At 56.3% G+C, this 21,405-nt stretch carries 22 protein-coding genes and 2 tRNA genes; 14 read left to right on the top strand and 10 right to left on the bottom strand.

Annotated features, from left to right (window positions below; genetic code table 11):
• Positions 1–150 precede the first annotated feature (150 nt).
• The 3 genes from ACR0AY_RS12645 to ACR0AY_RS12655 all read right to left on the bottom strand — a co-directional run bounded on the left by ACR0AY_RS12645 (position 151) and on the right by ACR0AY_RS12655 (position 3,901).
• Positions 151–2,073, bottom strand: coding sequence for a DUF3604 domain-containing protein (locus ACR0AY_RS12645; protein WP_170513726.1), 1,923 nt, complete (start codon positions 2,071–2,073; stop codon positions 151–153).
• A gap of 1,291 nt (positions 2,074–3,364) precedes the next feature.
• A tRNA-Ala gene (locus ACR0AY_RS12650) sits at positions 3,365–3,440 on the bottom strand.
• A 137-nt stretch (positions 3,441–3,577) separates the two neighbouring features.
• A complete protein-coding gene (locus ACR0AY_RS12655) occupies positions 3,578–3,901 on the bottom strand; it encodes a TIGR02300 family protein (protein ID WP_170402007.1) in 324 nt (107 codons plus the stop codon).
• Between the two features lie 100 nt (positions 3,902–4,001).
• Here ACR0AY_RS12655 and ACR0AY_RS12660 point away from each other — a divergent pair, with 100 nt between their 5' ends.
• From ACR0AY_RS12660 to ACR0AY_RS12670, 3 genes are all read left to right on the top strand, one after another.
• Positions 4,002–4,694, top strand: a complete 693-nt coding sequence (locus ACR0AY_RS12660; protein WP_480439232.1) for a M48 family metallopeptidase — start codon at positions 4,002–4,004, stop codon at positions 4,692–4,694.
• Between the two features lie 30 nt (positions 4,695–4,724).
• Entirely contained in the window at positions 4,725–5,372 is a 648-nt protein-coding gene (locus tag ACR0AY_RS12665; protein WP_170395556.1) for a GntR family transcriptional regulator, read from the top strand.
• 111 nt (positions 5,373–5,483) lie between these two features.
• Positions 5,484–6,614, top strand: coding sequence for a lytic murein transglycosylase (locus ACR0AY_RS12670; protein WP_170513731.1), 1,131 nt, complete (start codon positions 5,484–5,486; stop codon positions 6,612–6,614).
• Positions 6,615–6,618: 4 nt separating this feature from the next.
• Here ACR0AY_RS12670 and ACR0AY_RS12675 read toward each other — a convergent pair whose 3' ends face one another.
• Positions 6,619–7,581, bottom strand: coding sequence for an acetyl-CoA carboxylase carboxyltransferase subunit alpha (locus ACR0AY_RS12675; RefSeq protein WP_170395560.1), 963 nt, complete (start codon positions 7,579–7,581; stop codon positions 6,619–6,621).
• Between the two features lie 121 nt (positions 7,582–7,702).
• Here ACR0AY_RS12675 and ACR0AY_RS12680 point away from each other — a divergent pair, with 121 nt between their 5' ends.
• Entirely contained in the window at positions 7,703–8,536 is an 834-nt protein-coding gene (locus ACR0AY_RS12680; protein ID WP_480454296.1) for an AraC family transcriptional regulator, read from the top strand.
• A 1-nt stretch (position 8,537) separates the two neighbouring features.
• Here the strand turns inward: ACR0AY_RS12680 and ACR0AY_RS12685 are convergent, their stop codons facing one another.
• Positions 8,538–9,134, bottom strand: coding sequence for a LysE family translocator (locus tag ACR0AY_RS12685; RefSeq protein WP_170423576.1), 597 nt, complete (start codon positions 9,132–9,134; stop codon positions 8,538–8,540).
• Positions 9,135–9,206: 72 nt separating this feature from the next.
• Between ACR0AY_RS12685 and ACR0AY_RS12690 the strand changes: the two genes are divergently transcribed.
• Positions 9,207–9,659, top strand: a complete 453-nt coding sequence (locus ACR0AY_RS12690) for an Lrp/AsnC family transcriptional regulator (protein WP_170513733.1) — start codon at positions 9,207–9,209, stop codon at positions 9,657–9,659.
• A gap of 118 nt (positions 9,660–9,777) precedes the next feature.
• Complete coding sequence (locus ACR0AY_RS12695; protein WP_170395568.1) at positions 9,778–10,356, top strand: PA14 domain-containing protein; 579 nt, start codon at positions 9,778–9,780, stop codon at positions 10,354–10,356.
• A 39-nt stretch (positions 10,357–10,395) separates the two neighbouring features.
• Here the strand turns inward: ACR0AY_RS12695 and ACR0AY_RS12700 are convergent, their stop codons facing one another.
• Entirely contained in the window at positions 10,396–11,358 is a 963-nt protein-coding gene (locus ACR0AY_RS12700) for an L-malyl-CoA/beta-methylmalyl-CoA lyase (protein WP_170513736.1), read from the bottom strand.
• A gap of 295 nt (positions 11,359–11,653) precedes the next feature.
• Between ACR0AY_RS12700 and dgcN the strand changes: the two genes are divergently transcribed.
• The 3 genes from dgcN to ACR0AY_RS12715 all read left to right on the top strand — a co-directional run bounded on the left by dgcN (position 11,654) and on the right by ACR0AY_RS12715 (position 14,560).
• On the top strand, positions 11,654–12,655 hold the full coding sequence (gene dgcN / locus ACR0AY_RS12705; protein WP_170395572.1) for an N-acetyltransferase DgcN: 1,002 nt from the start codon (positions 11,654–11,656) through the stop codon (positions 12,653–12,655).
• Positions 12,656–12,723: 68 nt separating this feature from the next.
• Positions 12,724–13,689: an N-acetyl-D-Glu racemase DgcA gene (gene dgcA / locus ACR0AY_RS12710; protein WP_170513739.1), complete on the top strand. Its 966-nt coding sequence runs from the start codon at positions 12,724–12,726 to the stop codon at positions 13,687–13,689.
• Positions 13,690–13,699: 10 nt separating this feature from the next.
• The gene (locus ACR0AY_RS12715; protein WP_170513742.1) at positions 13,700–14,560 is read left to right on the top strand and encodes a D-amino-acid transaminase; all 861 of its coding nucleotides are present in this window, start codon (positions 13,700–13,702) and stop codon (positions 14,558–14,560) included.
• 44 nt (positions 14,561–14,604) lie between these two features.
• On the opposite strand, the gene ACR0AY_RS12720 is transcribed toward ACR0AY_RS12715, so the two are convergent.
• From ACR0AY_RS12720 to ACR0AY_RS12730, 3 genes are all read right to left on the bottom strand, one after another.
• A complete protein-coding gene (locus tag ACR0AY_RS12720; protein ID WP_170395578.1) occupies positions 14,605–14,919 on the bottom strand; it encodes a DUF1244 domain-containing protein in 315 nt (104 codons plus the stop codon).
• 114 nt (positions 14,920–15,033) lie between these two features.
• The gene (locus ACR0AY_RS12725) at positions 15,034–15,273 is read right to left on the bottom strand and encodes a DUF6868 family protein (RefSeq protein ID WP_170401976.1); all 240 of its coding nucleotides are present in this window, start codon (positions 15,271–15,273) and stop codon (positions 15,034–15,036) included.
• An 87-nt stretch (positions 15,274–15,360) separates the two neighbouring features.
• Entirely contained in the window at positions 15,361–16,098 is a 738-nt protein-coding gene (locus tag ACR0AY_RS12730; RefSeq protein ID WP_170513745.1) for an N-formylglutamate amidohydrolase, read from the bottom strand.
• Between the two features lie 118 nt (positions 16,099–16,216).
• On the opposite strand from ACR0AY_RS12730, the gene pyk reads away from it, so the two are divergent.
• The 5 genes from pyk to rplT all read left to right on the top strand — a co-directional run bounded on the left by pyk (position 16,217) and on the right by rplT (position 20,671).
• Positions 16,217–17,662 carry a pyruvate kinase gene (gene pyk, locus ACR0AY_RS12735; RefSeq protein WP_170395584.1) on the top strand — a complete coding sequence of 482 codons (1,446 nt, stop codon included), beginning with the start codon at positions 16,217–16,219 and terminating at the stop codon, positions 17,660–17,662.
• Positions 17,663–17,905: 243 nt separating this feature from the next.
• Positions 17,906–18,343, top strand: a complete 438-nt coding sequence (locus ACR0AY_RS12740) for a universal stress protein (protein WP_170395586.1) — start codon at positions 17,906–17,908, stop codon at positions 18,341–18,343.
• A 14-nt stretch (positions 18,344–18,357) separates the two neighbouring features.
• Positions 18,358–19,908, top strand: coding sequence for an alanine/glycine:cation symporter family protein (locus ACR0AY_RS12745; protein ID WP_170465878.1), 1,551 nt, complete (start codon positions 18,358–18,360; stop codon positions 19,906–19,908).
• 182 nt (positions 19,909–20,090) lie between these two features.
• Positions 20,091–20,291, top strand: coding sequence for a 50S ribosomal protein L35 (gene rpmI, locus ACR0AY_RS12750; protein WP_010443552.1), 201 nt, complete (start codon positions 20,091–20,093; stop codon positions 20,289–20,291).
• 14 nt (positions 20,292–20,305) lie between these two features.
• Complete coding sequence (gene rplT / locus ACR0AY_RS12755) at positions 20,306–20,671, top strand: 50S ribosomal protein L20 (protein WP_008756009.1); 366 nt, start codon at positions 20,306–20,308, stop codon at positions 20,669–20,671.
• A gap of 331 nt (positions 20,672–21,002) precedes the next feature.
• Here the strand turns inward: rplT and ACR0AY_RS12760 are convergent.
• Positions 21,003–21,092: transfer RNA gene (locus ACR0AY_RS12760), tRNA-Ser, on the bottom strand.
• Positions 21,093–21,405: the final 313 nt, after the last annotated feature.

The raw sequence follows: 21,405 nt of genomic DNA on the forward strand, positions 1-21,405 counted from the left end.
CTGCGTGAAACGCGATACGGCATTATGTTTTATGCTGGCATCAGGCAGTTGAATAACACAAGGAATTGCAACTCAAGGCGCGCCGCTTATCATAAGAGCGTCCCGAGTTAGTGATTGCGACCTGGGTCCCCAAATCTGCACGAAGTAAGGTCACTCTGCCGGCGTGTACCAAATCGGCGAGGAATACGCGCGCTCCTGATGCGTAAGTACCGCATCTTCTGGCAGCTCCGCACCAAACCTCAGTTTGTCGTACAACACCCAGCGTGGGGTTGGGATTTCGAGCGCACGTACGTAATAGAATGCCCGCGCATTTGGATCGAAATCAGGGTCAGACCAAACGGTTACCAGTTCGGCGGTTCCAATTGTATTGGTCCAGCTGGCGGTTTCCAGATCCACGGTATTCCCAACCGCAGGGATCTTGCCGTTTTGATCAGCAACACGGTTGTCCGACCATGCCACGTCATAGACGTTTTCCTGCAAAGCACCTTCGGAATCGAGCCATCCCTTTATCACCTGTACGCGATCCAGGTTGGCCCCGACCGGGTCGCGCAGAGCAGCGATCAGGAATGTGGGCGGACCTTCACCCTCGCGAGGTCGCAGATCCGAACCCATTGGAACACCTTTGGTGTAGCCCACATCTGCAAGAAAGCGAGTTTCGACATCAGCGTCGAGGAAATCCCATCCGCCAAAGAACCGCAGACCAATCCGCGGTCCAGTGCTCGCGTAGGTTTCGCGCCGCTTGAATGCATCGAAGATCGCAGCGCGAGTATTGTCGGTCGCCCAAACGGCCGTGTACCCGGAAGCTACAAGGAGGTCGCCAGGAATTTCGCCAAGATCGTTGGCGATGAAAGGATGCTTTATTCTCGTGGCCGAAGGTTCAACGCTGACGGATTTTCCAAAGAAGTTGTCTTCCTCAGCAGTTGCCAGAGACGTGTGGCTGTCCGTCGCGCCGCCCATGCCGAACTTATATGGGTTCACGCCGAACTTCTCTTCCAACAACAAACCGCGCTTCAAAGCTTCTCGGGCGTACTCGCCGGCCAGCATGTCATCGGTTTTCAGCTCGGTTATGTCGAGATTGCCAACGTCCCAGTTTTCGTAATCCGCGAATTCGTCGTCGGGGCTCAGATAGGGGTGCGCTTCGCCGTCGCCCTTGATCTGAGTGACTTCGTAATGGGGCTCCCATTTTGCGCGGGCAGCCACATATTCCTCGTCGACCTTGCCACCGTGATAGGTGTCTTCGGTCGGGAACATCCATCCGTTCGAAAGGTTGCCGTTATGGGCGAAAGCTACCGCGCGACCGCCAGTATTCTCCTGATACTCTTCAAGCCAGGCATAAAGCGCCTTTGGATCAGTATCACCGTAGGGAGGTTGCGTAACCGGAGGCACCATTTGAAGCGCTCTGATGGGCCCATCACGCAGCATGACGTTCCGGTGCAGGTTGAATCCTTTTGGTACGGAGGTCCACTCAAAGCCAATGAAAGCAGTAAAATTACCGGGATCGTTATGTCGATCTGCTGCAAGGACAATGTTCTCCCAAGTAAAGGCAAAAGCATCGGCACCTGGGCTGTAAGAATTAAGAAGAACTTCCGGCAGAGTCATTTGCGAGAAGTTGGTGATAATGTCGAACGCGGCCTTTCCGGCCGCTTCGCCGCCAGCCATGTAACCTTCGTACCACTCCAAACCTTTTGGATCGGCAAGAACGCCCGGTTTGCCAGCTTGCAGATCTGGGGCAAACCCCATCAAATCTGTGTGGTCTGTTAGGACCATCCAGTCCAAAGGCCGGGCTAGCCGAACAGGCAGTCCAGTCGAAGAAATGACCTGTTCGCCCTTGGCGAAACGCCAGGCATCGTCCGGTAGCAGGGTGTTCCCAAAAGCTCCGGCGTCAAGTGAAAGCCCTGTATGAAGGTGGGTGTCCCCCCAAAGCGGGCGTTCAGGGAAGCTGCGATTTGCGTAGGGAGAGTAAGGTTGCTCTGAGAACAAGCCTTCGGCTGCTTCTTCACTGGGCACCGCGTCGGCAAAGACACTCGTTGGTGCCAATCCCAGAGCGAAAAAGCTTAGCAACATACGAAGCATTGTGACCTCCCAAATCAACTTTTACCCGGTTGTTTCGATAGACTATATCACAACAACTTCATATTCGCATTTCCTTATGTCACAACGAGTTTTCTCTTTGGGAAATTATTAGTTGATAGCGTCATTGCGGCGATGCAAGAATTAAGTGAGGCCTAGTAGACCTATCCTATAGTGTCCCGATGGGCGTGTAGCCTGAAAAGATACCTTCTGACGACTTTCCGGTCTGAGGATGAGGAAATGAGATATGAAAAAGGAAATCAAATGTCTCATATCCGCACGACGCGCATCGCACGAAACAAACAAGCACGCGCTCGCAAATTCCTGAACTATTGCGGTGAACTGCCGTGTGAATTCCCTGCTAAGACAAAAGTCCCGGCGAATTATTCGTGGTGTTCACCGGACCTTAATCGTCGGAGTGACCTCGACGCCGAACAAGAATGTTTAGAGAAAAACACGAAATTCGCCGTCCACTGGCTTTTGGCAACAATATCTTCCACAGTTACAACGTTTTACGGCGCGCCAATCTTGGCAACGGCCATTGAGGAGTTCATAAATTGCGTTGACTTCACCGGGACCGAAGGGATGAGGTCTGGAACAAGTGCATCTGGCAACGGGGGCGTAGTCATTTTGTCACTTTCAGGGGTGCCCAGAAGTAGATCCGCTAGGCTTGCCAACAGCTAGTTCCTTTCCGCCACCGGCAGACATCGCCGTACTCAGCACAGTTCTATTTCTGGCGATCTTTACGAAGAACGATTGTATTTACCAAAATCGACCCACTACGGGGAAGCTTACAAAGACCCCATTTCAACTCAGCGACTGAAGCGGTATCCTGTGTAAGTCGAAATGCATACAAGCACGACTGCTGCGAACGCTGGATCAATGAGTTCTAAGCTCATTTCGCCCAGCATCATTGCCTCTAGGGGCCGAGTTCATCCCTAAATGCGTTTGCCTTCTTTGGTACTTCCGTGAAGTGCTCATGCACCTTTGTGCGCAGTTCGCCGTGGTTTATGCCTTATGTTTCTATGTGCTTTGTTTTTATGTCGCCGCGCACCGCAAGACGCCGTGCCAGAGTACCAGCCTCTTTAGGGCATCGTTTACGCAAAAACATCCGAAGGGTTCTTCGTTTGGTGTTTGGTCTATTGTGGGGTTTTGGTCTTGTGTCGGGCAATGGCCAACGAAAGTAGTAGATGCCATGTCTGGACAGTGAGAGATACTCATGCAGCTTCATTTTGTGTCACACCTGTGTGTCACACCGCTCTTATGCTTGCTATCTAGTTGTATTGTTAGGTTTTGGTGGAGCCTAGGGGAGTCGAACCCCTGACCTCTTGCATGCCATGCAAGCGCTCTCCCAACTGAGCTAAGGCCCCATAAAGGTACCGTCGTAACGGTGGACGGACGTTTATGAGACGCCGTCGATGAGTGCAAGTCCTAAAATCGGAATCGGCAAAAAATTCAGACCGACTTCGCGGACCGGGTCGAGGCGGCGGGGCCGCCTCGGGATCCATCAGTTTTCGTCTTCTGACGACATGTCCTTGATATCGTCGAGTGAAACGTTATCGCCATCGTCATCGTCGTCCAGCAGATCATCGTCCAGTTCGACATCGACGTTGTCGTCATCATCCAGAACGATGTCTTCGTCCGACGACGCTTCGCGCGCCTTGACCGATGCGGCATCTTCAGCATCCGCGGCGATCATCCGGCTTTTTCCGGTGTCCAGCTCCACGACCTCGCCCGTATAGGGGCTGACGATCGGGTCCTTGTTCAGGTCGTAAAACCGTTTGCCGGTTGTCGGGCAGACACGCTTTACGCCCCATTCTTCCTTGGGCATATCAAATCCCCTTGATATCAGGTGAATCTCATCAATGATTCAGGTCACCTGCCACATGCGGCAGGCACTGTCAAAGCCTTTGCGCAAAGGAGGCCCACCTATGGGGCGACACGCATTGCCCGGAACGCCTCCGGTGCCACTGACACTGCGCAGATCGGCGCGCGCACGGCGGATCAGTTTGCGAATTTCCCAATTGGATGGGCGGGTTACGCTGACCTACCCGACAGGGGTGGCTGAAGCCGAAGCGCTGGATTTCGCACAGCAGAAAGAGGGCTGGATCCGCGGGCACCTGCAGGATCGACCTAGCCTTGAAGCAGTCGGCGTAGGGCAGTTCATTCCGATCGAGGGTACGGCTCGGCGAATCGTTTCTGCATCGGGTCGGAGGGTCTTGCTGAGTGGCGATGCGATCGGGGTTCCGCCCGGTGCCGAAGCACGGCGACTAGCGCGGTTTCTAAAAGAGCTTGCCCGTGATCGTCTGACCGGTGCGTGCGATGATTACGCGGCGATGCTGGGGCGGTCGTACAGTAGCCTTACTTTGCGCGATACGCGTTCGCGCTGGGGGTCGTGCAGTTCTGCGGGCGGGTTGATGTTCTCGTGGCGGTTGATCCTCGCCCCGACAGAGGTTCTCCATTATGTGGCCGCGCATGAAGTGGCGCATCTTGCCGAAATGAACCACTCACCTGCGTTCTGGGCGCAGGTCGAGCATATTTTTGGCCCTTACAAAGAACCACGCCGCTGGCTGCGAGACAACGGGGCTGAACTGCACAGATATCGCTTCGACTCCGTCGCTTGACCTCAGCGCGATTTGTGATCACATAAACTCATGTTAACCTCACGCCCCGCCGAGTCTCATACGGCAACCCATGATCGCGTTTATCGCGCCCTCAGATCCCGCATCATGCATGGAGAGATTGCCCCGGGGCAGGCGTTGACGCTGCGCGGGATTGGCAAGGAATTCGGTGTGTCGATGACTCCGGCGCGCGAGGCGGTGCGGCGTCTGGCGGCAGAAGGTGCTTTGTTCCTGTCCACCTCCGGTCGGGTATCAACGCCGGAACTCACGCGCGATCGGATCGAAGAGCTGGCGGCGCTGCGCGCGCTGCTTGAGGTTGAACTGGCCAGCCGGGCCCTACCGCGCGCGCATATGGCGCTGATTGACCGGTTGCAAAGCATCAACATGGCAGTGGCCGAGATGGTCACGAAACGCGATGCGGTGGGATATATCCGTGCAAATCTGGAATTTCACCGCACGCTGTATCTACGCGCACAGGCCCCCGCGATGCTTGCCATGGCCGAAACTGTCTGGCTGCAGCTGGGTCCCACGATGCGTGCCCTATACGGTCGGTTGCGGAGGACCGAGCCACCGCACTACCATCGCCTGATCATCGCAGCACTCAAGGCAGGGGATGAGCCTGGGTTGCGACTAGCAGTGCGCTCGGATGTGACCCAGGGCTTGCGCCTGCTTGTGACCTGAGCGGCATGTTGCCCATCTTCCAATTCAGTTGATTTCGGATGTCGCTTTGCTGGCTTGAGCGACCGGGCTGCGCTATTCTAAGCGCAAATCACAACAAGAGCAGATTTAACCATGATTAATCGAAGAGTGTTTTCCTTAGGGCTTGGGTCAACCTTGTTGGCGGCCTGCTCCACAGGCACGGCACCCAACAGTGCCCCGGCTTCGCGGATGCGTGCGGTTCCGAACGCAGGATGGGATGCCTGGGTGGCCAGTTTCAAAAATCGGGCAGCGTCGCAGGGCATTTCACAGACGACCCTTAACCGAGCGTTTCAAGGCGCCGGATATCTACCCGACGTGATCGAACGCGATCGCAATCAGGTCGAATTCAAACGCTCGCTTGAGGATTATCTGGCGATTGCTGCCTCGGATGAACGGATCAGCACTGGCAAGCAAATGCTTGTGCGGCATGCAGGAACCCTGTCGCAGATCGAAGCCCAATACGGTGTCGACAAGGAGGTCGTCGTGGCTGTTTGGGGCCTGGAAAGCCGTTATGGTGCACGGCGGGGCGATGTGCCGGTGATCTCGGCAACGTCGACTCTGGCCTATGACGGGCGGCGCGGAGCGTTTTTTGAGAAGCAACTGGTGGCAGCGCTGAAGATAATTCAAGAGGGCGATACGACCCCGGCTAACATGACCGGCAGCTGGGCCGGAGCGATGGGCCACACACAGTTCATTCCGACATCTTACCTTGCTTATGCGGTCGATTTCACCGGCGACGGGCGGCGCGATATCTGGTCCGATGACCCAGCAGATTCACTTGCGTCAACGGCTGCTTATCTGGCACGTGCCGGTTGGGTGCGAGGGCAGCCTTGGGGCGGTGAAGTCGGCACGGTTTCGGGCACGCCGGCGGCAGTGCTGCAACCGCAGACGCCCGGCCCACGTATTGCTGTGTTCCGCAATTTTCAGGTGATCAAGCGCTACAACAATTCGGACAGCTACGCGATCGGCGTAGGTCATCTTTCTGATCGCATTGCTGGCGGCGCGCCGTTCCAAGCGTCATTCGGGCCGGATGCGACCGGTTTGACGCTGGAGGATCGTAAAGAACTGCAGCGCCGCCTGACATCCGCGGGCTATGACACACAAGGCGCAGATGGTGTTATCGGCAAGAATACTGAGGCGGCAATTAGCGCCTACCAGCGCGCCAACGGGTTGTCCGTGACTGGCCAGCCTTCGGTGGCTCTGTTGCAGCGGTTGGGTGGCTGACGGGTTAAGCCGCCAGCCCTTTCGAACCGATATCCAGGAACTTCTGACGGCGGTCCTTGATCAGGGCTGCCGCGTCTTTCCCATCAAGCTCTTCCAGCATCGAGGCAATTGCAGACCGCACGGCTTCGACCGCCGCCGGGCGGTTGCGATGTGCACCGCCCTTGGGCTCGGTGATGATGTGGTCACAAACGCCCAGCTTGTGCAGATCCTGAGCGGTAAGGCGCAACGCTTCGGCGGCCTCGCGCATTTTTTCGGCATCTTTCCAAAGAATCGACGCGCAGCCTTCGGGCGAAATCACCGAGTAGACCGAATGCTCCAACATCGCTACGCGGTTCGCAGTCGCAAAGGCGACCGCGCCACCAGAACCACCTTCGCCGATGATTACGGATACCAAAGGAACGCCAATCTTTAGGCACATCTCGGTTGAGCGCGCGATCGCCTCGGACTGGCCACGTTCTTCCGCCCCCTTGCCGGGATAGGCCCCAGCTGTATCGATCAAGGTGATTACCGGCAGGCCAAAGCGGCCTGCCATTTCCATCAGGCGTACGGCCTTGCGATAGCCCTCGGGGCGGGCCATGCCGAAATTGCGTTCAATCCGCGATTTGGTATCGCTGCCTTTTTCGTGGCCAATCACCATGACGGGTTGATCGTTGAACCGCGCCAGACCGCCAATTACCGCCAGATCGTCGGCAAAGTTCCGGTCACCTGCCAGTGGGGTGAATTCGGTAAACAGCGCATCCACGTAATCGTTGCAGTGTGGACGTTCAGGATGACGCGCCACCTGACATTTCCGCCATGGGGTCAGATCGGCATACAGCTCGTCCAGAAGCTTGGCGGCCTTGGCATCCAGCGCGGCGGCCTCTTCCGTCACATCCATTTCTTCATTGGCACGGGCCAGCGCGCGCAGCTCTTCAGCTTTGCCTTCGATCTCGGCCAGCGGTTTTTCGAAATCCAGATACTGGGTCATGACGCCTCTCAACGCGGAAGTTCCCTGCTATATGACCAAAGGTGGTCCGGGATGCAACTCAGCAAGATTTGTGGTCGCGGAATATGCGACCACGGGCGGGCAAAGAGAAGGAAGGATACCGATGGCCGCCAGCTACGAAGATCGCGTGTTGCGCGTGTTGGCCTACATCCATGATCACCCCGCCGGGGATCTGTCGCTGGATGCTTTGGCCGAGGTCGCAGCCATGTTGCGGTTTCACTGGCATCGCGTGTTTCGCGCCATTACTGGCGAGACCTGCGCGCAGGCCACCCGTCGGATACGCCTGCACCGTGCCGCCTGCTGGCTGGTGCAAACAGACAGACCGGTTACGCGGATCGCGACCGACATTGGCTATCCGAACCAAAAATCCTTTGCGCGGGGCTTTTCCGAGGCCTACGGCAGCAGCCCCACCGCGTTTCGACGTGCGGGGCAAATACTGCCGGCCCATCCAATGTTCAAAACCGGAGGATATCCGATGCATCCCGTAACAACCCGAACCGAACCGTCCCGCCGAGTCATAGCGCTGCCACATAAAGGGGCGTATGCCGAGATTGGCCGCAGCTTTGAGGCCTTTGGTGCCCTGTGCGAATCCCGCAAGCTGTGGCCGCAAGTCGGCCCGATGATCGGGCTGTATCTCGACAGTCCGGACGATGTGCCCGAGGATGATTTACGCAGTTTTGCAGATGCTGAATTCTGCGGTGATGATACGCCCGAGGGGATGGAAGACCTTGAAATTCCGGGTGGCAAAACAGCGGTGCTGACCTTCAAGGGCCCTTATTCCGGCCTTCACGGCGCGTATCAGACATTATTTGGCAATTGGTTGCCCGAGTCTGGCGAAGAACCTGCGGACCATCCGTGTTATGAGATCTATCTCAACGATCCACGAGAAACGGCCCCCGAGGATCTGTTGACAGAAATTTGCCTGCCGCTCAGGTAACCTAATTCGGCCACAGCACCGGATAGAGCGAGGCCACAAGCAGGGCCGCCATCGTCCAGTTGAATACCAGCAATCGGTGCGGGTTCGTCAGGATTCGCGCCATTTGTTGTCCAAGAACCGTCCAGGTGCTGACCGAGGGTAGGTTAATGGCGCCGAACACCAGCGCGACCAGCAGAATCGCGTTGATCGTTTGGTCGGGCGCATAGGCGGCTGTCGCGGTCAGCGCCATCGCCCAGGCTTTTGGGTTGACCCATTGGAAGGCTGCAGCTTGCAGAAACGTCATCGGGGTGCCCGCAGCATCGGCACCTTTTGCGGGCGCTGCATGGGCGATTTTCCATGCCAGATACAGCAGATACAGAACCGAAAGAACTTTCAACACGGTATGACTAATCGGATACCGGTCAAAGACTTGAACCAGACCCGCCCCTACCAGAAGCACCATAAAGGTGAAGCCCAAACCGATACCCAGCATATGCGGGATCGTGCGGCGAAAGCCGAAATTCGCACCTGATGCCATCAGCATAAGGTTGTTGGGGCCTGGAGTGATCGACGAGACAAAAGCAAACGCGATCAGGGCCATCAGGATATCGTAGGTCATGGCTGCATTTTCTCGCTGAGTTCGGCAAATGAAATTGCGTATTCGTGCGCTCTAAGGTTAATGTTGCAATAAATGGCGAAGATTGATCAGATCAACCAACATATATTGCAAGAGCTTTCGCGGGACGGTCGCATCAGCAACCTCGATCTTGCCGAGCGGGTGGGCCTGTCGCCCTCCGCTTGCTTGCGCCGGGTGCAGGAGCTTGAGCGGGCAGGGATCATTTCCGGCTACCGAGCAGTGCTGAACCCGGCGGCGCTGGGGGTGGGTTTCGTTGCCTATATCGGCGTTGGTCTGGGCGAGCACACAAAAGCGGCGCAGGAAGGGTTCGAAAGGGCCTTGCAACAAGCGCCCGAAGTGGTGGAATGTCACAACATCACCGGCACGATCGAATACCTGTTACGGGTCGAATGTGCCGATCTGCCTTCCTACAAAACCTTCCACACCGAGGTGCTGGGTACACTGCCGCATGTGACCTCGATCACCTCATATGTTGTGATGGGATCGCCTAAGGATATGCGTGCGTGACCATTAAAAAGTGATTTTTAACCATCTTGCGAGGTCAAAGTTCAGCGCCTAGTGTCATCTCAACAGGATCGTCGGCAGGGATTAACCCCGAAGCAGGCGCAAATTCAGGGAGTAGACCATGACATTTTTCCGCACCGGAGCGCTGGTGGCTGCCTTGGCAATGTTTGCCGGCGCTGCGACAGCAGCACCTTTGAAGTTACAGCCAGCTAGCCCTCAGCCCAGCCCAAAAGCCGGCTTGAACGTAAAATACAGTTGGGAAGGTAACCCGCCTCGCAAAATCCAGAACCTCTCGAAGGTCAATCATCTATTGAAGAAGGCAAAGCCGGGTCAGCCCCTCAGAGGTTTGGACTACAGAGACACGAACGAAGGTGATCCTGTCCTGACCTACAATCAGGCGTTCAATGTTGCCGCGGAAATCAGCGGATATATCCGCTTTGATTCACCCGGAGTTTACGAGCTTGAGACCTGGTCGAACGATGGGATTGACGCCTGGGTCGGCGGTCAGCAGATCGGCTATGTCAACGGCCGTCAGGGCTGCGAAGCCAACCAACGCACCGAGGTCGAGGTGCCGCAGGCGGGTTGGTATCCAATCAAAATCAAGTATTTTCAGAAATACGGTACATCCTGCCTGATGATGAAATCAGGAAAGAAGGGTGAGCGTTTCACATGGACACCAAACAATGTATTTGGACGCTGATCAGATCGATTGGGGCGCTCAGCTGAGCGCCCTTTTTTCTTAGCTACCCGCCGCGATTAATTCCGCCTGCGCCACAATAACCTCGGCTTGCTTAATCGAAGCGATATCGACCAAACGCCCTTTGTAGACCGTCGCGCCTTCGCCGTTGGCTTTTGCCTGTTCCATGGCAGCCAGAATCTCGCGCGCTTCGGACACTGCTTCATCCGACGGTGTGAAGACCTGATTGGCCAATGCGATTTGCTTGGGGTGGATGGCCCATTTGCCGACCATCCCCAGTGTGGCAGACCGTTTGGCCTGCGCGACATAGCCCTCATCGTCGGAGAAATCGCCAAACGGGCCGTCGACAGGCAGCACGCCATGAGTCCTGCAGGCGGCGACAATTGCGGCCTGCGCCCAGTGCCACGGATCGGACCAGTGCTTCTCACCCTCGCGCAGCATATAGTAGTTTTCCTGCGTACCCCCGATGCCGGTTGTCTGCATGCCCATTGAGGCTGCAAAATCTGCGGCGCCAAGGCTCATGGCCTGCAGGCGCGGGGATGAGGCTGCGATTTCTTCGACATGCGCCAGTCCGGCGGCGGATTCGATGATCACTTCGAATGAAATTGGCTTGGTTCGGCCCTTGGCACGCTCGATTGCGGTAACCAGAGCGTCCACGGCATAGACATCGGCCGCGCAGCCTACCTTGGGGATCATGATCTGATCCAGACGGTCGCCTGCCTGTTCCAGCACATCAACCACGTCACGGTACCAATAGGGTGTATCCAGCCCATTGATCCGAACCGACATGTATTTATTGCCCCAATCGACTGTGTTCAGCGCCTCGATTACGTTAGCGCGAGCGGTATCCTTGTCGGAAGGAGCCACCGAATCTTCTAGATCCAGATTAATGACGTCTGCAGCTGATGCAGCCATCTTGGGAAATAGCTTGGTGTTCGAGCCCGGGCCAAACAGTTGGCAGCGATTGGGCCGGGCCGGAGCGGCAGGTTGGATGCGGAAGCTCATTTGGACCTCATGCGAGTAAGGAAATTGCGTTTAGGGTTGGTCATGGGATATTAAATTGCGCAATGCTGCGCAAGCTTGATTGTGCATATGCGGCAATGCGTATGCAGCAAGATTGAAGATACTGGCAAAATGGGGTGCTTAAAGTTTGATCAGTTTAAAAACTTCGAACAATCTTGTGTAAGAATGCCCAAATGCGCAAAAACTTCCCGCTGTGGGCTGGCAGGCAAGAGGAATTTGAGAAACCCTCGTCAAAACGGTTCTCTAGCTTAAGCCAGAATCAAAGGAGTGCACCGCAATGATCGAGACACCGTACCTGTTGTTTTTGGGCGATGCGCCCGACTTGTTGGCGGCCAAAGTGGCCATTGGTATCCGGGACTGGCGTCCTGAGAATGCCGTGGGTCAAATAAGGCTGGATGGTTGCAAGACTGATTTGGGTCTTACCGAAATGACACTTGCCGAAGGTAAAGCTGCTGGTGCCAAGACTCTTGTCATTGGTGTTGCCAACCGGGGTGGTGTCATCAGTGAGGCCTGGAAAGAGGTTCTTATCGCAGCGCTGGAGATGGGTTATGATCTGGCGTCGGGCCTGCACAACCTGCTGCGCGACGAAGGCGATCTGGTTGCTGCGGCGCAGACTCACGGCTGCACGTTGCACGACGTCCGTGTGCCGACCGTAGGATATCCTATCGCAAACGGCCGCAAGCGTACCGGTAAGCGGTGCCTGGCCGTTGGAACCGACTGCTCTGCCGGCAAGATGTACACTGCGATGTCCATGGACGCTGAAATGCGCAAACGCGGCATGAAATCCACCTTCCGGGCCACCGGTCAGACCGGAATTCTGGTCACGGGTCAGGGCGTTCCGCTGGATGCGGTTATCGCCGATTTCATGGCGGGATCCGTTGAGTATTTGACACCGGACAACGATCCGGATCACTGGGATCACATCGAAGGGCAGGGCTCTTTGTTCCATGTGTCCTATTCTGGCGTGACCATGGCGCTGATTCATGGCGGTCAGCCCGACGCGCTGATCCTGTGCCACGAGCCGACCCGGACCCATATGCGAGGATTGCCTGAGTATTCGCTGCCGACGCTGGAGCAGTTGCGCGACACAGCGCTGCCGCTGGCGCGTGTTGCTAACCCGGAATGCCAGGTTGCGGGCGTGTCGATCAACACCCAGCATCTGAGCGAAGACGACGCACACGCATACATCGCCAAGGTTGAGACCGAGATGGGTATCCCAGCAACCGATCCTTACCGGTTTGGTGCCGGTAAACTGGTGGATGCGCTGGCCGCACTGTGATCTAAGCAGGTTGCCGATCGCCCCTTGCTGTCGGCAACAGACATCACTTTCGATGAAAGGTTGAACGCGTGCAGATTGACGTTTCCCGCGATGTATTTCGGCTGGCGCAGGTATTCACTATCTCGCGCGGCTCACGGACCGAGGCAAAGGTCCTGACGGTTCGGATCTCGGATGGTGTGCATCATGGTTGGGGCGAATGCGTGCCCTATGCGCGCTATGACGAAACGCTGGATTCAGTCGAGGCCGAGATTGCCGGCCTGCCCGACGTATTCTCTCGCTATTCCCTGATGGATCTGCTGCCTGCCGGCGCTGCTCGGAATGCAGTGGATTGTGCGCTTTGGGACCTTGAGGCGAAACGCTCCGGCAAACGGGCGTGGGAGCTGGCGGAACTTGCCGCACCGGGGCCTGAAGTTACGGCCTATACTCTTTCCCTGGACACTCCCGAGGCAATGCAGGCACAGGCGGCAGAAAATGCGTTCCGACCCTTGTTGAAGATCAAACTTGGTACACCGGACGACATGCCCCGGCTTGAGGCTGTGCGGGCTGGTGCGCCGGACTCCAAAATCATTATCGACGCCAATGAAGGTTGGTCTGCTGAAGTGTACGCCGATCTTGCGCCGCATCTTGTGCGACTGGGCGTTGCTCTGGTTGAACAACCTCTGCCAGCCGGTGAGGATGATGCACTGATCGGTATGGATCGTCCGGTGCCGGTATGTGCCGACGAATCCTGTCACGATCGGGCCAGCTTGCCTAAGTTAAAGGGCAAATATGATGTGGTGAACATCAAACTCGACAAGACCGGCGGTCTGACCGAGGCGCTGGAGCTGCGCAAGGCCGCGCTGGCCGAGGGCTATGGCATCATGGTCGGATGCATGGTTGGAAGTTCGCTGGCTATGGCACCTGCGACGCTGGTGGCGCAGGGCGCGATGGTGACAGACCTCGACGGACCGCTTTTGTTGGCAGAAGACCGCGACACACCCCTGATTTTTGATGACGCCGGAGTGCATCCGCCCAATGCGGCACTTTGGGGCTGAGGAGAAGAACATGACCCGCACCGTTTATGTGAATGGCGAGTACCTGCCTGAAACCGAGGCAAGCGTCTCGATCTTTGATCGAGGTTTCCTGTTTGCAGACGCCGTCTACGAAGTGACCAGTGTGCTGGATGGTAAGCTGGTCGATTTCGAAGGCCACGCGGTGCGCCTGAAACGCTCGCTGGACGAGTTACAGATGGCTGAACCCTGCAGCAAGGATGAACTTCTGGAAATCCATCGCAAACTGGTCGAGCTGAACGACATCGAAGAAGGTCTGATCTATCTACAGGTTTCGCGCGGCAGTGACGGCGACCGGGATTTTGTGTTTCCGTCAGCGGATACCAAGCCTACGCTGGTTTTGTTCACGCAGAATAAGCCAGGTCTGGCCGACAGCCCCGCGTCGAAGAAAGGGGCCAAGGTCATTTCGATCGATGACATCCGTTGGGGCCGCCGCGATATCAAAACCGTGCAGCTGCTGTATCCGTCCATGGGCAAGATGATGGCGAAGGCGGCTGGCTGTGACGATGCGTGGTTGGTTGAAGATGGCTTTGTCACCGAAGGCACCAGCAACAACGCCTATTTCGTCAAGAACGGCAAGATCGTCACCCGCCCGCTGTCCAACGACATTCTGCACGGCATCACCCGCAAGGCGGTTTTGCGCATGGCAGCCGAGGCGCAGATGGAGATTGAGGAGCGCCTGTTCACCATCGACGAGGCGAAAGAGGCGGATGAAGCCTTCACCACTTCGGCCAGCGCTTTTGTCATGCCGGTGGTTGAGATTGATGGCGTGGCACTGGGTGATGGCACGCCGGGCCCGATTGCCAAACGCCTTCGCGAGATCTATCTGGACGAAAGCCGAAAGGCCGCAATCTAAAGCAAAGGCCCGCCAAAACGGCGGGCTTTTTCGTTTTCGGGGCGTCAGCCTTTTTTCGTGACGTTCTCTTCAAACGCGACCTTGAAGGCGGCTTGTTTCTCGGCGTTCGCTTCGGTTTGGTAGTTGGCCTTCCACTCATCCATGGTCATGCCATAGAAAATCTCGCGCGCTTCGTTTTTGTCCATGTCGATGCCCTTGGCATTGGCGGCTTCCTGATACCAGCGCGACAGGCAATTGCGGCAGAACCCGGTCAGATTCATCATATCGATGTTCTGTACGTCGGTGCGATCCTGCATCAGATGCTGCTGCAAACGGCGAAACGCTGCGGCCTGAAGTTCGATTTCGGTTTGCTTGTCCATTGTCGGGCTCCGAATGATTGTCTTGCGTTCTGGACCTGACCTAGCAATCCGTGGGCCATGTTACAACGAACAGAAGGGGCCTTAAGGCCTCTTGGAACGTCAGGTTTGGATGCTTTATGCCAGTTTGAGGGCCAGCCACGGCACAAGGCAAAAAATGATTGTCAGGATTTTGTAGTTCGCAAGATATCTGAAATAGGCCCTCTTTACGTCGGCCCGCTCCATTTGGAACATTCTGCCATGCACGCCTGCAATCCAGTCCTGCATGATGAGGATCATAAGTGTGCTGAACAACAAAACAGCGATGTTAAGGGCGGTCATCCAGCCGAAGACAGTTGTCAGGAATTCCTGAGTCATGGTCGTCTCCTTTCCCTTAATATATGGGTGTCAGTATATTGGCTCACAATATTTCGAGGATCGGAAGCGGCATGAAGTGACCTTACGTCATAGTCCGCTATCGTTCAGTGCATCCTGCAGAATAACGGCCAATCGTTCGGCCCAGCTGCGTTGCCCGTCATGATCCGCAATCAGATCATTACGCAGCTCGATCAGTGCATTAGGACGGCCGAAACTGCTGCAATGCTTGTCGATCGCATCGCCGGGCAGCACACCTGTATAGGGTTCATTTACCCCAACGCACAGATCATCCTCGGCGTTCAACCGGTTGATCAGCGGGCGCGAGAACCGCTCATCCGGTGTGTGCAAGACGCCGATGTGCCACGGCCGAGGATCGCGGCCACGGAGCTGGCGCGTAAAGGAATGCATCGAGACGATAACCGCATGCGGCAGGGCTGCAAGCTCTGCCAGCGCATCGTGATAGGGCCGGTAGCACATGGTCAGACGACGCTCACGCTCGGTCGCATCTGCGTGTCGGTTACCGGGGATGATTGAGCCGTCATAGAGCTTCATCAACAGCGTCGGATCGTCCTCGCCCCGGTTGGGGTCAATTACGAGGCGCGAGAAGTTGGCTGCGATTACGGGGGCGTTCAGGACCTCACCCAGATGCTTTGAGACCTCGTAGGCGCCCACGTCATAAGCGATATGGCGTTCCATATCTTCGCGCGGCAGGCCCAGGTCTCCGCCGTTGATATCGGGCGGCACCATGTTGGTGGCGTGGTCGCAAGTAATCAGCCAACGCGACGGGCGATCCGCGCCGTGAACAAAAAACGGAGAGTATGTCATGAGCCTGTCATCATGTTTGCCGCAGGTGTAGGACAGTTGCGTTGGAAAGGGAATTGCGCAATAAGCAGCCTGAGCAATGTTTGCGGTAACATTTACGCGTTTGAGGAGAGCCTGATCAATGCGACGCCTGAGAAATGTGAAAATCGTGGCGACGCTGGGACCGGCGTCCAATGACTATGACACCATCCGTGCGCTGCATGAGGCCGGGGCCGATGTATTCCGGCTGAACATGAGCCATGGCAGCCACGATGAGATTCGCGAGAGGCACCGTATAATCCGGCAGATCGAAAAGGATCTGGAAAGCCCGATCGCGATTCTGGCCGATCTGCAGGGGCCAAAGCTGCGCGTTGGCGTGTTTGCAAATGATGCGGAAGAACTGGAGGAGGGCGCCGCATTCCGTCTGGATCTTGATCCGGCAGCCGGGGATATCACCCGGGTCTGCCTGCCACATCCCGAAATTTTTGCCGCATTGGAGCCAGGTGCGCGCCTGCTGGTCAATGACGGAAAGATTCGTCTGATCGTACAGGATTGCGGTCAGGATTTTGCACATTGCACGGTCGAAGTCGGCGGCACGATCTCGAACCGCAAGGGTGTGAACGTGCCTGACGTGGTGCTGCCATTGGCAGCGCTGTCGGCCAAGGATCGCGACGATCTGGAATTTGTCTGCCAACTGGGTGTGGACTGGTTGGCTCTGAGCTTCGTTCAGCGTGCCAAGGATGTGTTCGAGGCGCGCGCACTGGCGGATGGCCGAGCATCGATCTTGTCCAAGATCGAAAAACCTGCTGCGGTCGAAGCTTTTGACGATATCCTTGACGCCTCAGACGGGATCATGGTTGCGCGGGGTGATCTGGGCGTCGAACTGCCTGTTTCGGCAGTCCCCCCGATCCAAAAACGTCTGGTGCGTAAATGCCGTACAGCCGCGAAGCCTGTGATTGTCGCAACCCAGATGCTGGAAAGCATGATCGAAAGCCCAATGCCCACACGGGCCGAGGTTTCGGACGTGGCCACCGCGATCTACGAGGGTACCGATGCAATCATGCTGAGTGCTGAATCGGCTGCTGGTTCTTATCCCATCGAGGCGGTTCAGACGATGAACAAGGTTGCCATCGAAGTTGAAGCTGACCCAACCTACACTCAGATTATTGCCGCGTCGCGTACCGCCAAGGGTACGACCATCGCTGATGGTATCGTGGCTGCGGCACGCGAGATTGCCGAAAAGACTGACATCAAAGCCATCTGCTGCTTCACTCAAAGCGGGACCACCGCCTTGCTCACCGCCCGTGAGCGTCCCGGTGTGCCTATCATCGCAATGACCCCCGCCACTGGCACCGCCCGCAGGCTTTGCCTGAGCTGGGGTTGTCATTGCGTCTTAACCCCTGAACAAGAGCGGTTCAAAGGTGCGGTCGTCAGCGCCGCTCGCGCCGCCCGTTCGGGTGGTTTCGCCGCTGAAACTGATCAGATTGTGGTCACCGCCGGCGTCCCTTTCAATGTTCCTGGCACCACCAACATCTTACGTATAGCCCCTTGTGATGAACGGCTGATCTACAACACTGATCCGGGCTAAGCCCGGATCACCACTACTAATTTCAGTTTGATGCAAAGCGCATGCCTAATATTTGGGCATATAATAATATTTATTTACAGTGCCTTAGAAGTTTGAGGGTTGTATCCAGAAATAATCTCTCTGTTTTTGCGTGTTTTTTCGGGATACTTGCCCTTAGGGCGGTCTACTAAAGAAAGTTCCAGGTTCCGGCTGCCCTGCCGGGGGCGAGGGCCCCGGCCAAAGCAACAATAACGGAGGAACGGCATGACAACGAAAATCGTCATAGGACTGGACGGGACAGAAACCGGAGAACGCGCGATCGCCTTTGCCAAAGACTTGGCCGGGCGTATCGGTTCATGCGAGCTTCTGGCGGTTTACGTCATCGAATGGTCTCCTTTCACATTCCAGACACCAGAAGAGAACGCCCTGCGCCACAAACGGCGCGAAGAAGAGGTTGCGTTAGCTACGTCACGGATCATCGAGCCAGCGGTCGAAGCGTTGAAGGCTGCAGGATTCGAGGCGCGCGGCATCGTCCGTCACGGAGATGTGGCGGAAACGCTGAATGCAATCACGGTTGAAAACGGTGGCTCCCAGATCGTTGTGGGTCGGGCCTCGGCAGATGGGTTTAAAAAACGCCTGTTTGGCAGTTCGACCCAGAACCTTGTCATGCACGCCGATGTTCCGGTTACGGTCGTGAACTGAGGGGAGAGATTATGATGAATATTCAGAACAAACTGAGTCTGGCAGCACTTGCCGCTCTGGTTGCGAGCCCCACTGCCGCACAGGAGGCGGTCGGGTTGGACGATAAAATCAACCAGGCCTTTGCTGATTTCACCGGGCCTTTCGTCAGCTTTATTTTTGCCCCGTTTCCGGGCACCGGGTTCCCTTGGATCGTGGGTTGGCTGGTCATCGCCGCGACCGTCTTCACGCTTTATTTTGCCTTTGTACAATTGCGTTTCTTCGGTCATGCGATCAGCCTTGTGAAAGGTGACTATTCTGATCCCAATGATGCGGGTGAAGTTAGCCACTTTCAGGCGCTGGCAACGGCGCTGTCCGGTACAGTTGGCCTCGGTAATATTGCCGGTGTTGCGGTCGCCGTCGGTATCGGCGGGCCAGGTGCAACTTTTTGGATGATTGTCGCAGGCCTGTTGGGCATGGCGTCGAAATTCACCGAATGTACGCTGGGTGTAAAGTACCGCAACGAATATGATGACGGCACCGTTTCTGGTGGTCCAATGTATTATATGTCGAAAGGGTTCAACGAACTGGGCCTGCCGGGCGGTAAAATTCTGGCCGTTCTGTTCTCGATCTTCTGCATCCTTGGCGCGCTTGGTGGGGGCAATATGTTCCAGGCCAATCAGGCGCATCAGCAGATCGCAGGCATCGTCGGAGATTACCCGGGCTGGATCACTGGCCTGGTCTTTGCAGGCATCGTCTTTGCAGTGATCGTGGGCGGCCTGAAATCCATCGCGCGCGTGACTGAGAAAGTCGTTCCTTTCATGGGCGTGATGTATGTGGCCGCGGCTCTGGTGATCATTCTGATGAACGCGGATCAGATCGGTTGGGCCTTTGGCCAAATCTTCGCGGGAGCCTTCACCGGTCTTGGTGTTGCTGGCGGTATGGTCGGCGCATTGATCCAGGGCTTCCGGCGTGCGGCGTTCTCGAACGAAGCGGGCGTTGGTTCAGCGGCGATTGCCCACTCGGCGGTTCGCACCAAAGAACCGATCACCGAAGGGTTCGTGTCGCTGCTGGAGCCGTTCATTGATACGGTCGTAATCTGTACCATGACCGCGTTGGTGATCATCATCACCCAGCAGCTGATCGTCGATCCGGAGACCGGAAACTATATGCTGAACGAAGCCGGTAATGCCATCGCAACGGTTGACGGAAACTCGGGCGTCAGCCTGACTTCAGCCGCCTTTGGCAGCGCGTTCAGTTGGTTCCCTTACGTTTTGGCAATCGCAGTAGTTCTGTTCGCCTTCTCGACCATGATCAGCTGGTCCTACTACGGCCTCAAGGCCTGGACCTACCTGTTCGGTGAGGGTCACACCAAGGAACTGGTGTTCAAGGTCATCTTCTGCATCTTCGTAGTCATCGGTGCAGCGGCCAACCTTGGCCCCGTTATCGACTTCTCGGATGCGGCGATCTTTGCCATGGCGGTTGTGAACGTCTTCGCGCTCTACTTCCTGATGAAAGTGGTGCGTCAGGAACTGGCATCTTATGCAGAGCGTTTGAAGAGCGGTGAAATCCGCAAATTCGAACATTAATCCAAACCACCGGGGCGGCGCGCGTCGCCCCGGTGCCTAGCCAGCCTGCAAAAAGCGCAGATTCTGGCCCAAACCCCCTTGCCAGTATGACCGAACTTGCGTAAACGGCGCTTCTGATCGCGTGACCGGCCGAGATGGCATGCCGAGTCGCGTTTGAAACCGAACCCCGAAAGGAGACGGAAATGCCTAAGATGAAGACAAAGTCGAGCGCCAAAAAGCGCTTTAAGGTGACTGCGACCGGTAAGGTCCTTGCTGGCCAGGCCGGCAAACGGCACGGTATGATCAAGCGGACCAAGAAATTCATCCGCGACGCCCGTGGCAACACCACCCTGTCCGCCCCCGACGCCAAGATCGTCAAGGGCTACATGCCCTACGACCGCTAAGAGGAGATTAAGAGATGTCCCGCGTTAAAGGTGGAACCGTAACTCACGCCCGTCACAAGAAGGTCATCAAGGCTGCCAAAGGTTACTATGGCCGCCGCAAGAGCACCTTCAAGGTTGCCCGTCAGGCCGTAGACAAGGCCAACCAGTACGCAACCCGCGACCGCAAGAACCGCAAGCGCAACTTCCGCGCGCTGTGGATCCAGCGTATCAACGCCGCTGTCCGTTCGCATGACGAGGCACTGACATATTCCCGCTTCATTAACGGCCTGAACCTGGCCGGTATCGAAGTGGACCGCAAAGTTCTGGCCGACTTGGCTGTGCACGAACCGGAAGCGTTCGGCGCGATCGTCGCCAAAGCACAGGCCGCGCTGGCTGCCTGAACCTCTTTCGAGAGACAGTGAATGAAAGGCCGTCCCAGTTGGGACGGCCTTTTTTTGAATCCGTAACGGGTGTCGATTGCGCCAGTTTGCCAAATTGAGCTTTCTAGGGCGACGAAGATAGATATCTCACCGCCTCCAACATCCTGGGCTGAATTGTACTGCAGACAACGCACCAAGCTCCGGCATCAGGGTGCAATGGTTGATGCGAGCGATCCAATCCGCCTTGAGAAATGGTAGTGTGCAACGCCCGTGAAATGCCGTGAATTCAGTGGGATGACTTTATGAGATCGTTCAGACCATGGCAGGCATCGCAGGTGATGCCCGGTATGGGTGGCGGAGACGAAGGGATTCGAACCCTCGAGACGGTTTCCCGCCTACTCCCTTAGCAGGGGAGCGCCTTCGACCACTCGGCCACGTCTCCGCTGGCCGGTATATCCTTGCCTGTCATCCAGATACAAGGCGATTTTCTATGTCTGGAAAATTTTTCTGAATACCGATGATCAAACCCACAAGAAGGAGCGCTGGGGCTACCGGAAGCAGGGGTGCGAAACCCCCGAAATGCTGAAAAACATGCAAAACCTTGCCAACTCCACCTGTTCTGGCGCATATTTGTCTAGTTTTAAGGCTCTAATAACTATTCAGATTTAGCTTTCTGAGGCGACAGATATCGGGCGTGGGGTGTTTGGCACCCTGGTAGGTACCTTTTGGGGGAAGGGGACTTGGGTTTGGCTTGG

Source organism: Ruegeria sp. A5, assembly GCF_056543005.1.

Excerpts from the sequence above, each read along its gene's own strand:
- ACR0AY_RS12675 (WP_170395560.1), bottom strand. The coding sequence starts at position 7,581 with ATGACCCAGTATCTGGATTTCGAAAAACCGCTGGCCGAGATCGAAGGC.
- rpmI (WP_010443552.1), top strand. The coding sequence starts at position 20,091 with ATGCCTAAGATGAAGACAAAGTCGAGCGCCAAAAAGCGCTTTAAGGTG.
- ACR0AY_RS12660 (WP_480439232.1), top strand. The coding sequence starts at position 4,002 with ATGGGGCGACACGCATTGCCCGGAACGCCTCCGGTGCCACTGACACTG.
- ACR0AY_RS12690 (WP_170513733.1), top strand. The coding sequence starts at position 9,207 with ATGGCGAAGATTGATCAGATCAACCAACATATATTGCAAGAGCTTTCG.
- rplT (WP_008756009.1), top strand. The coding sequence starts at position 20,306 with ATGTCCCGCGTTAAAGGTGGAACCGTAACTCACGCCCGTCACAAGAAG.
- ACR0AY_RS12645 (WP_170513726.1), bottom strand. The coding sequence starts at position 2,073 with ATGCTTCGTATGTTGCTAAGCTTTTTCGCTCTGGGATTGGCACCAACG.
- ACR0AY_RS12665 (WP_170395556.1), top strand. The coding sequence starts at position 4,725 with ATGTTAACCTCACGCCCCGCCGAGTCTCATACGGCAACCCATGATCGC.
- dgcN (WP_170395572.1), top strand. The coding sequence starts at position 11,654 with ATGATCGAGACACCGTACCTGTTGTTTTTGGGCGATGCGCCCGACTTG.
- ACR0AY_RS12725 (WP_170401976.1), bottom strand. The coding sequence starts at position 15,273 with ATGACTCAGGAATTCCTGACAACTGTCTTCGGCTGGATGACCGCCCTT.
- ACR0AY_RS12670 (WP_170513731.1), top strand. The coding sequence starts at position 5,484 with ATGATTAATCGAAGAGTGTTTTCCTTAGGGCTTGGGTCAACCTTGTTG.
- ACR0AY_RS12740 (WP_170395586.1), top strand. The coding sequence starts at position 17,906 with ATGACAACGAAAATCGTCATAGGACTGGACGGGACAGAAACCGGAGAA.
- ACR0AY_RS12730 (WP_170513745.1), bottom strand. The coding sequence starts at position 16,098 with ATGACATACTCTCCGTTTTTTGTTCACGGCGCGGATCGCCCGTCGCGT.
- ACR0AY_RS12720 (WP_170395578.1), bottom strand. The coding sequence starts at position 14,919 with ATGGACAAGCAAACCGAAATCGAACTTCAGGCCGCAGCGTTTCGCCGT.
- ACR0AY_RS12745 (WP_170465878.1), top strand. The coding sequence starts at position 18,358 with ATGAATATTCAGAACAAACTGAGTCTGGCAGCACTTGCCGCTCTGGTT.
- ACR0AY_RS12695 (WP_170395568.1), top strand. The coding sequence starts at position 9,778 with ATGACATTTTTCCGCACCGGAGCGCTGGTGGCTGCCTTGGCAATGTTT.
- ACR0AY_RS12700 (WP_170513736.1), bottom strand. The coding sequence starts at position 11,358 with ATGAGCTTCCGCATCCAACCTGCCGCTCCGGCCCGGCCCAATCGCTGC.
- ACR0AY_RS12685 (WP_170423576.1), bottom strand. The coding sequence starts at position 9,134 with ATGACCTACGATATCCTGATGGCCCTGATCGCGTTTGCTTTTGTCTCG.
- ACR0AY_RS12655 (WP_170402007.1), bottom strand. The coding sequence starts at position 3,901 with ATGCCCAAGGAAGAATGGGGCGTAAAGCGTGTCTGCCCGACAACCGGC.
- ACR0AY_RS12680 (WP_480454296.1), top strand. The coding sequence starts at position 7,703 with ATGGCCGCCAGCTACGAAGATCGCGTGTTGCGCGTGTTGGCCTACATC.
- ACR0AY_RS12715 (WP_170513742.1), top strand. The coding sequence starts at position 13,700 with ATGACCCGCACCGTTTATGTGAATGGCGAGTACCTGCCTGAAACCGAG.
- pyk (WP_170395584.1), top strand. The coding sequence starts at position 16,217 with ATGCGACGCCTGAGAAATGTGAAAATCGTGGCGACGCTGGGACCGGCG.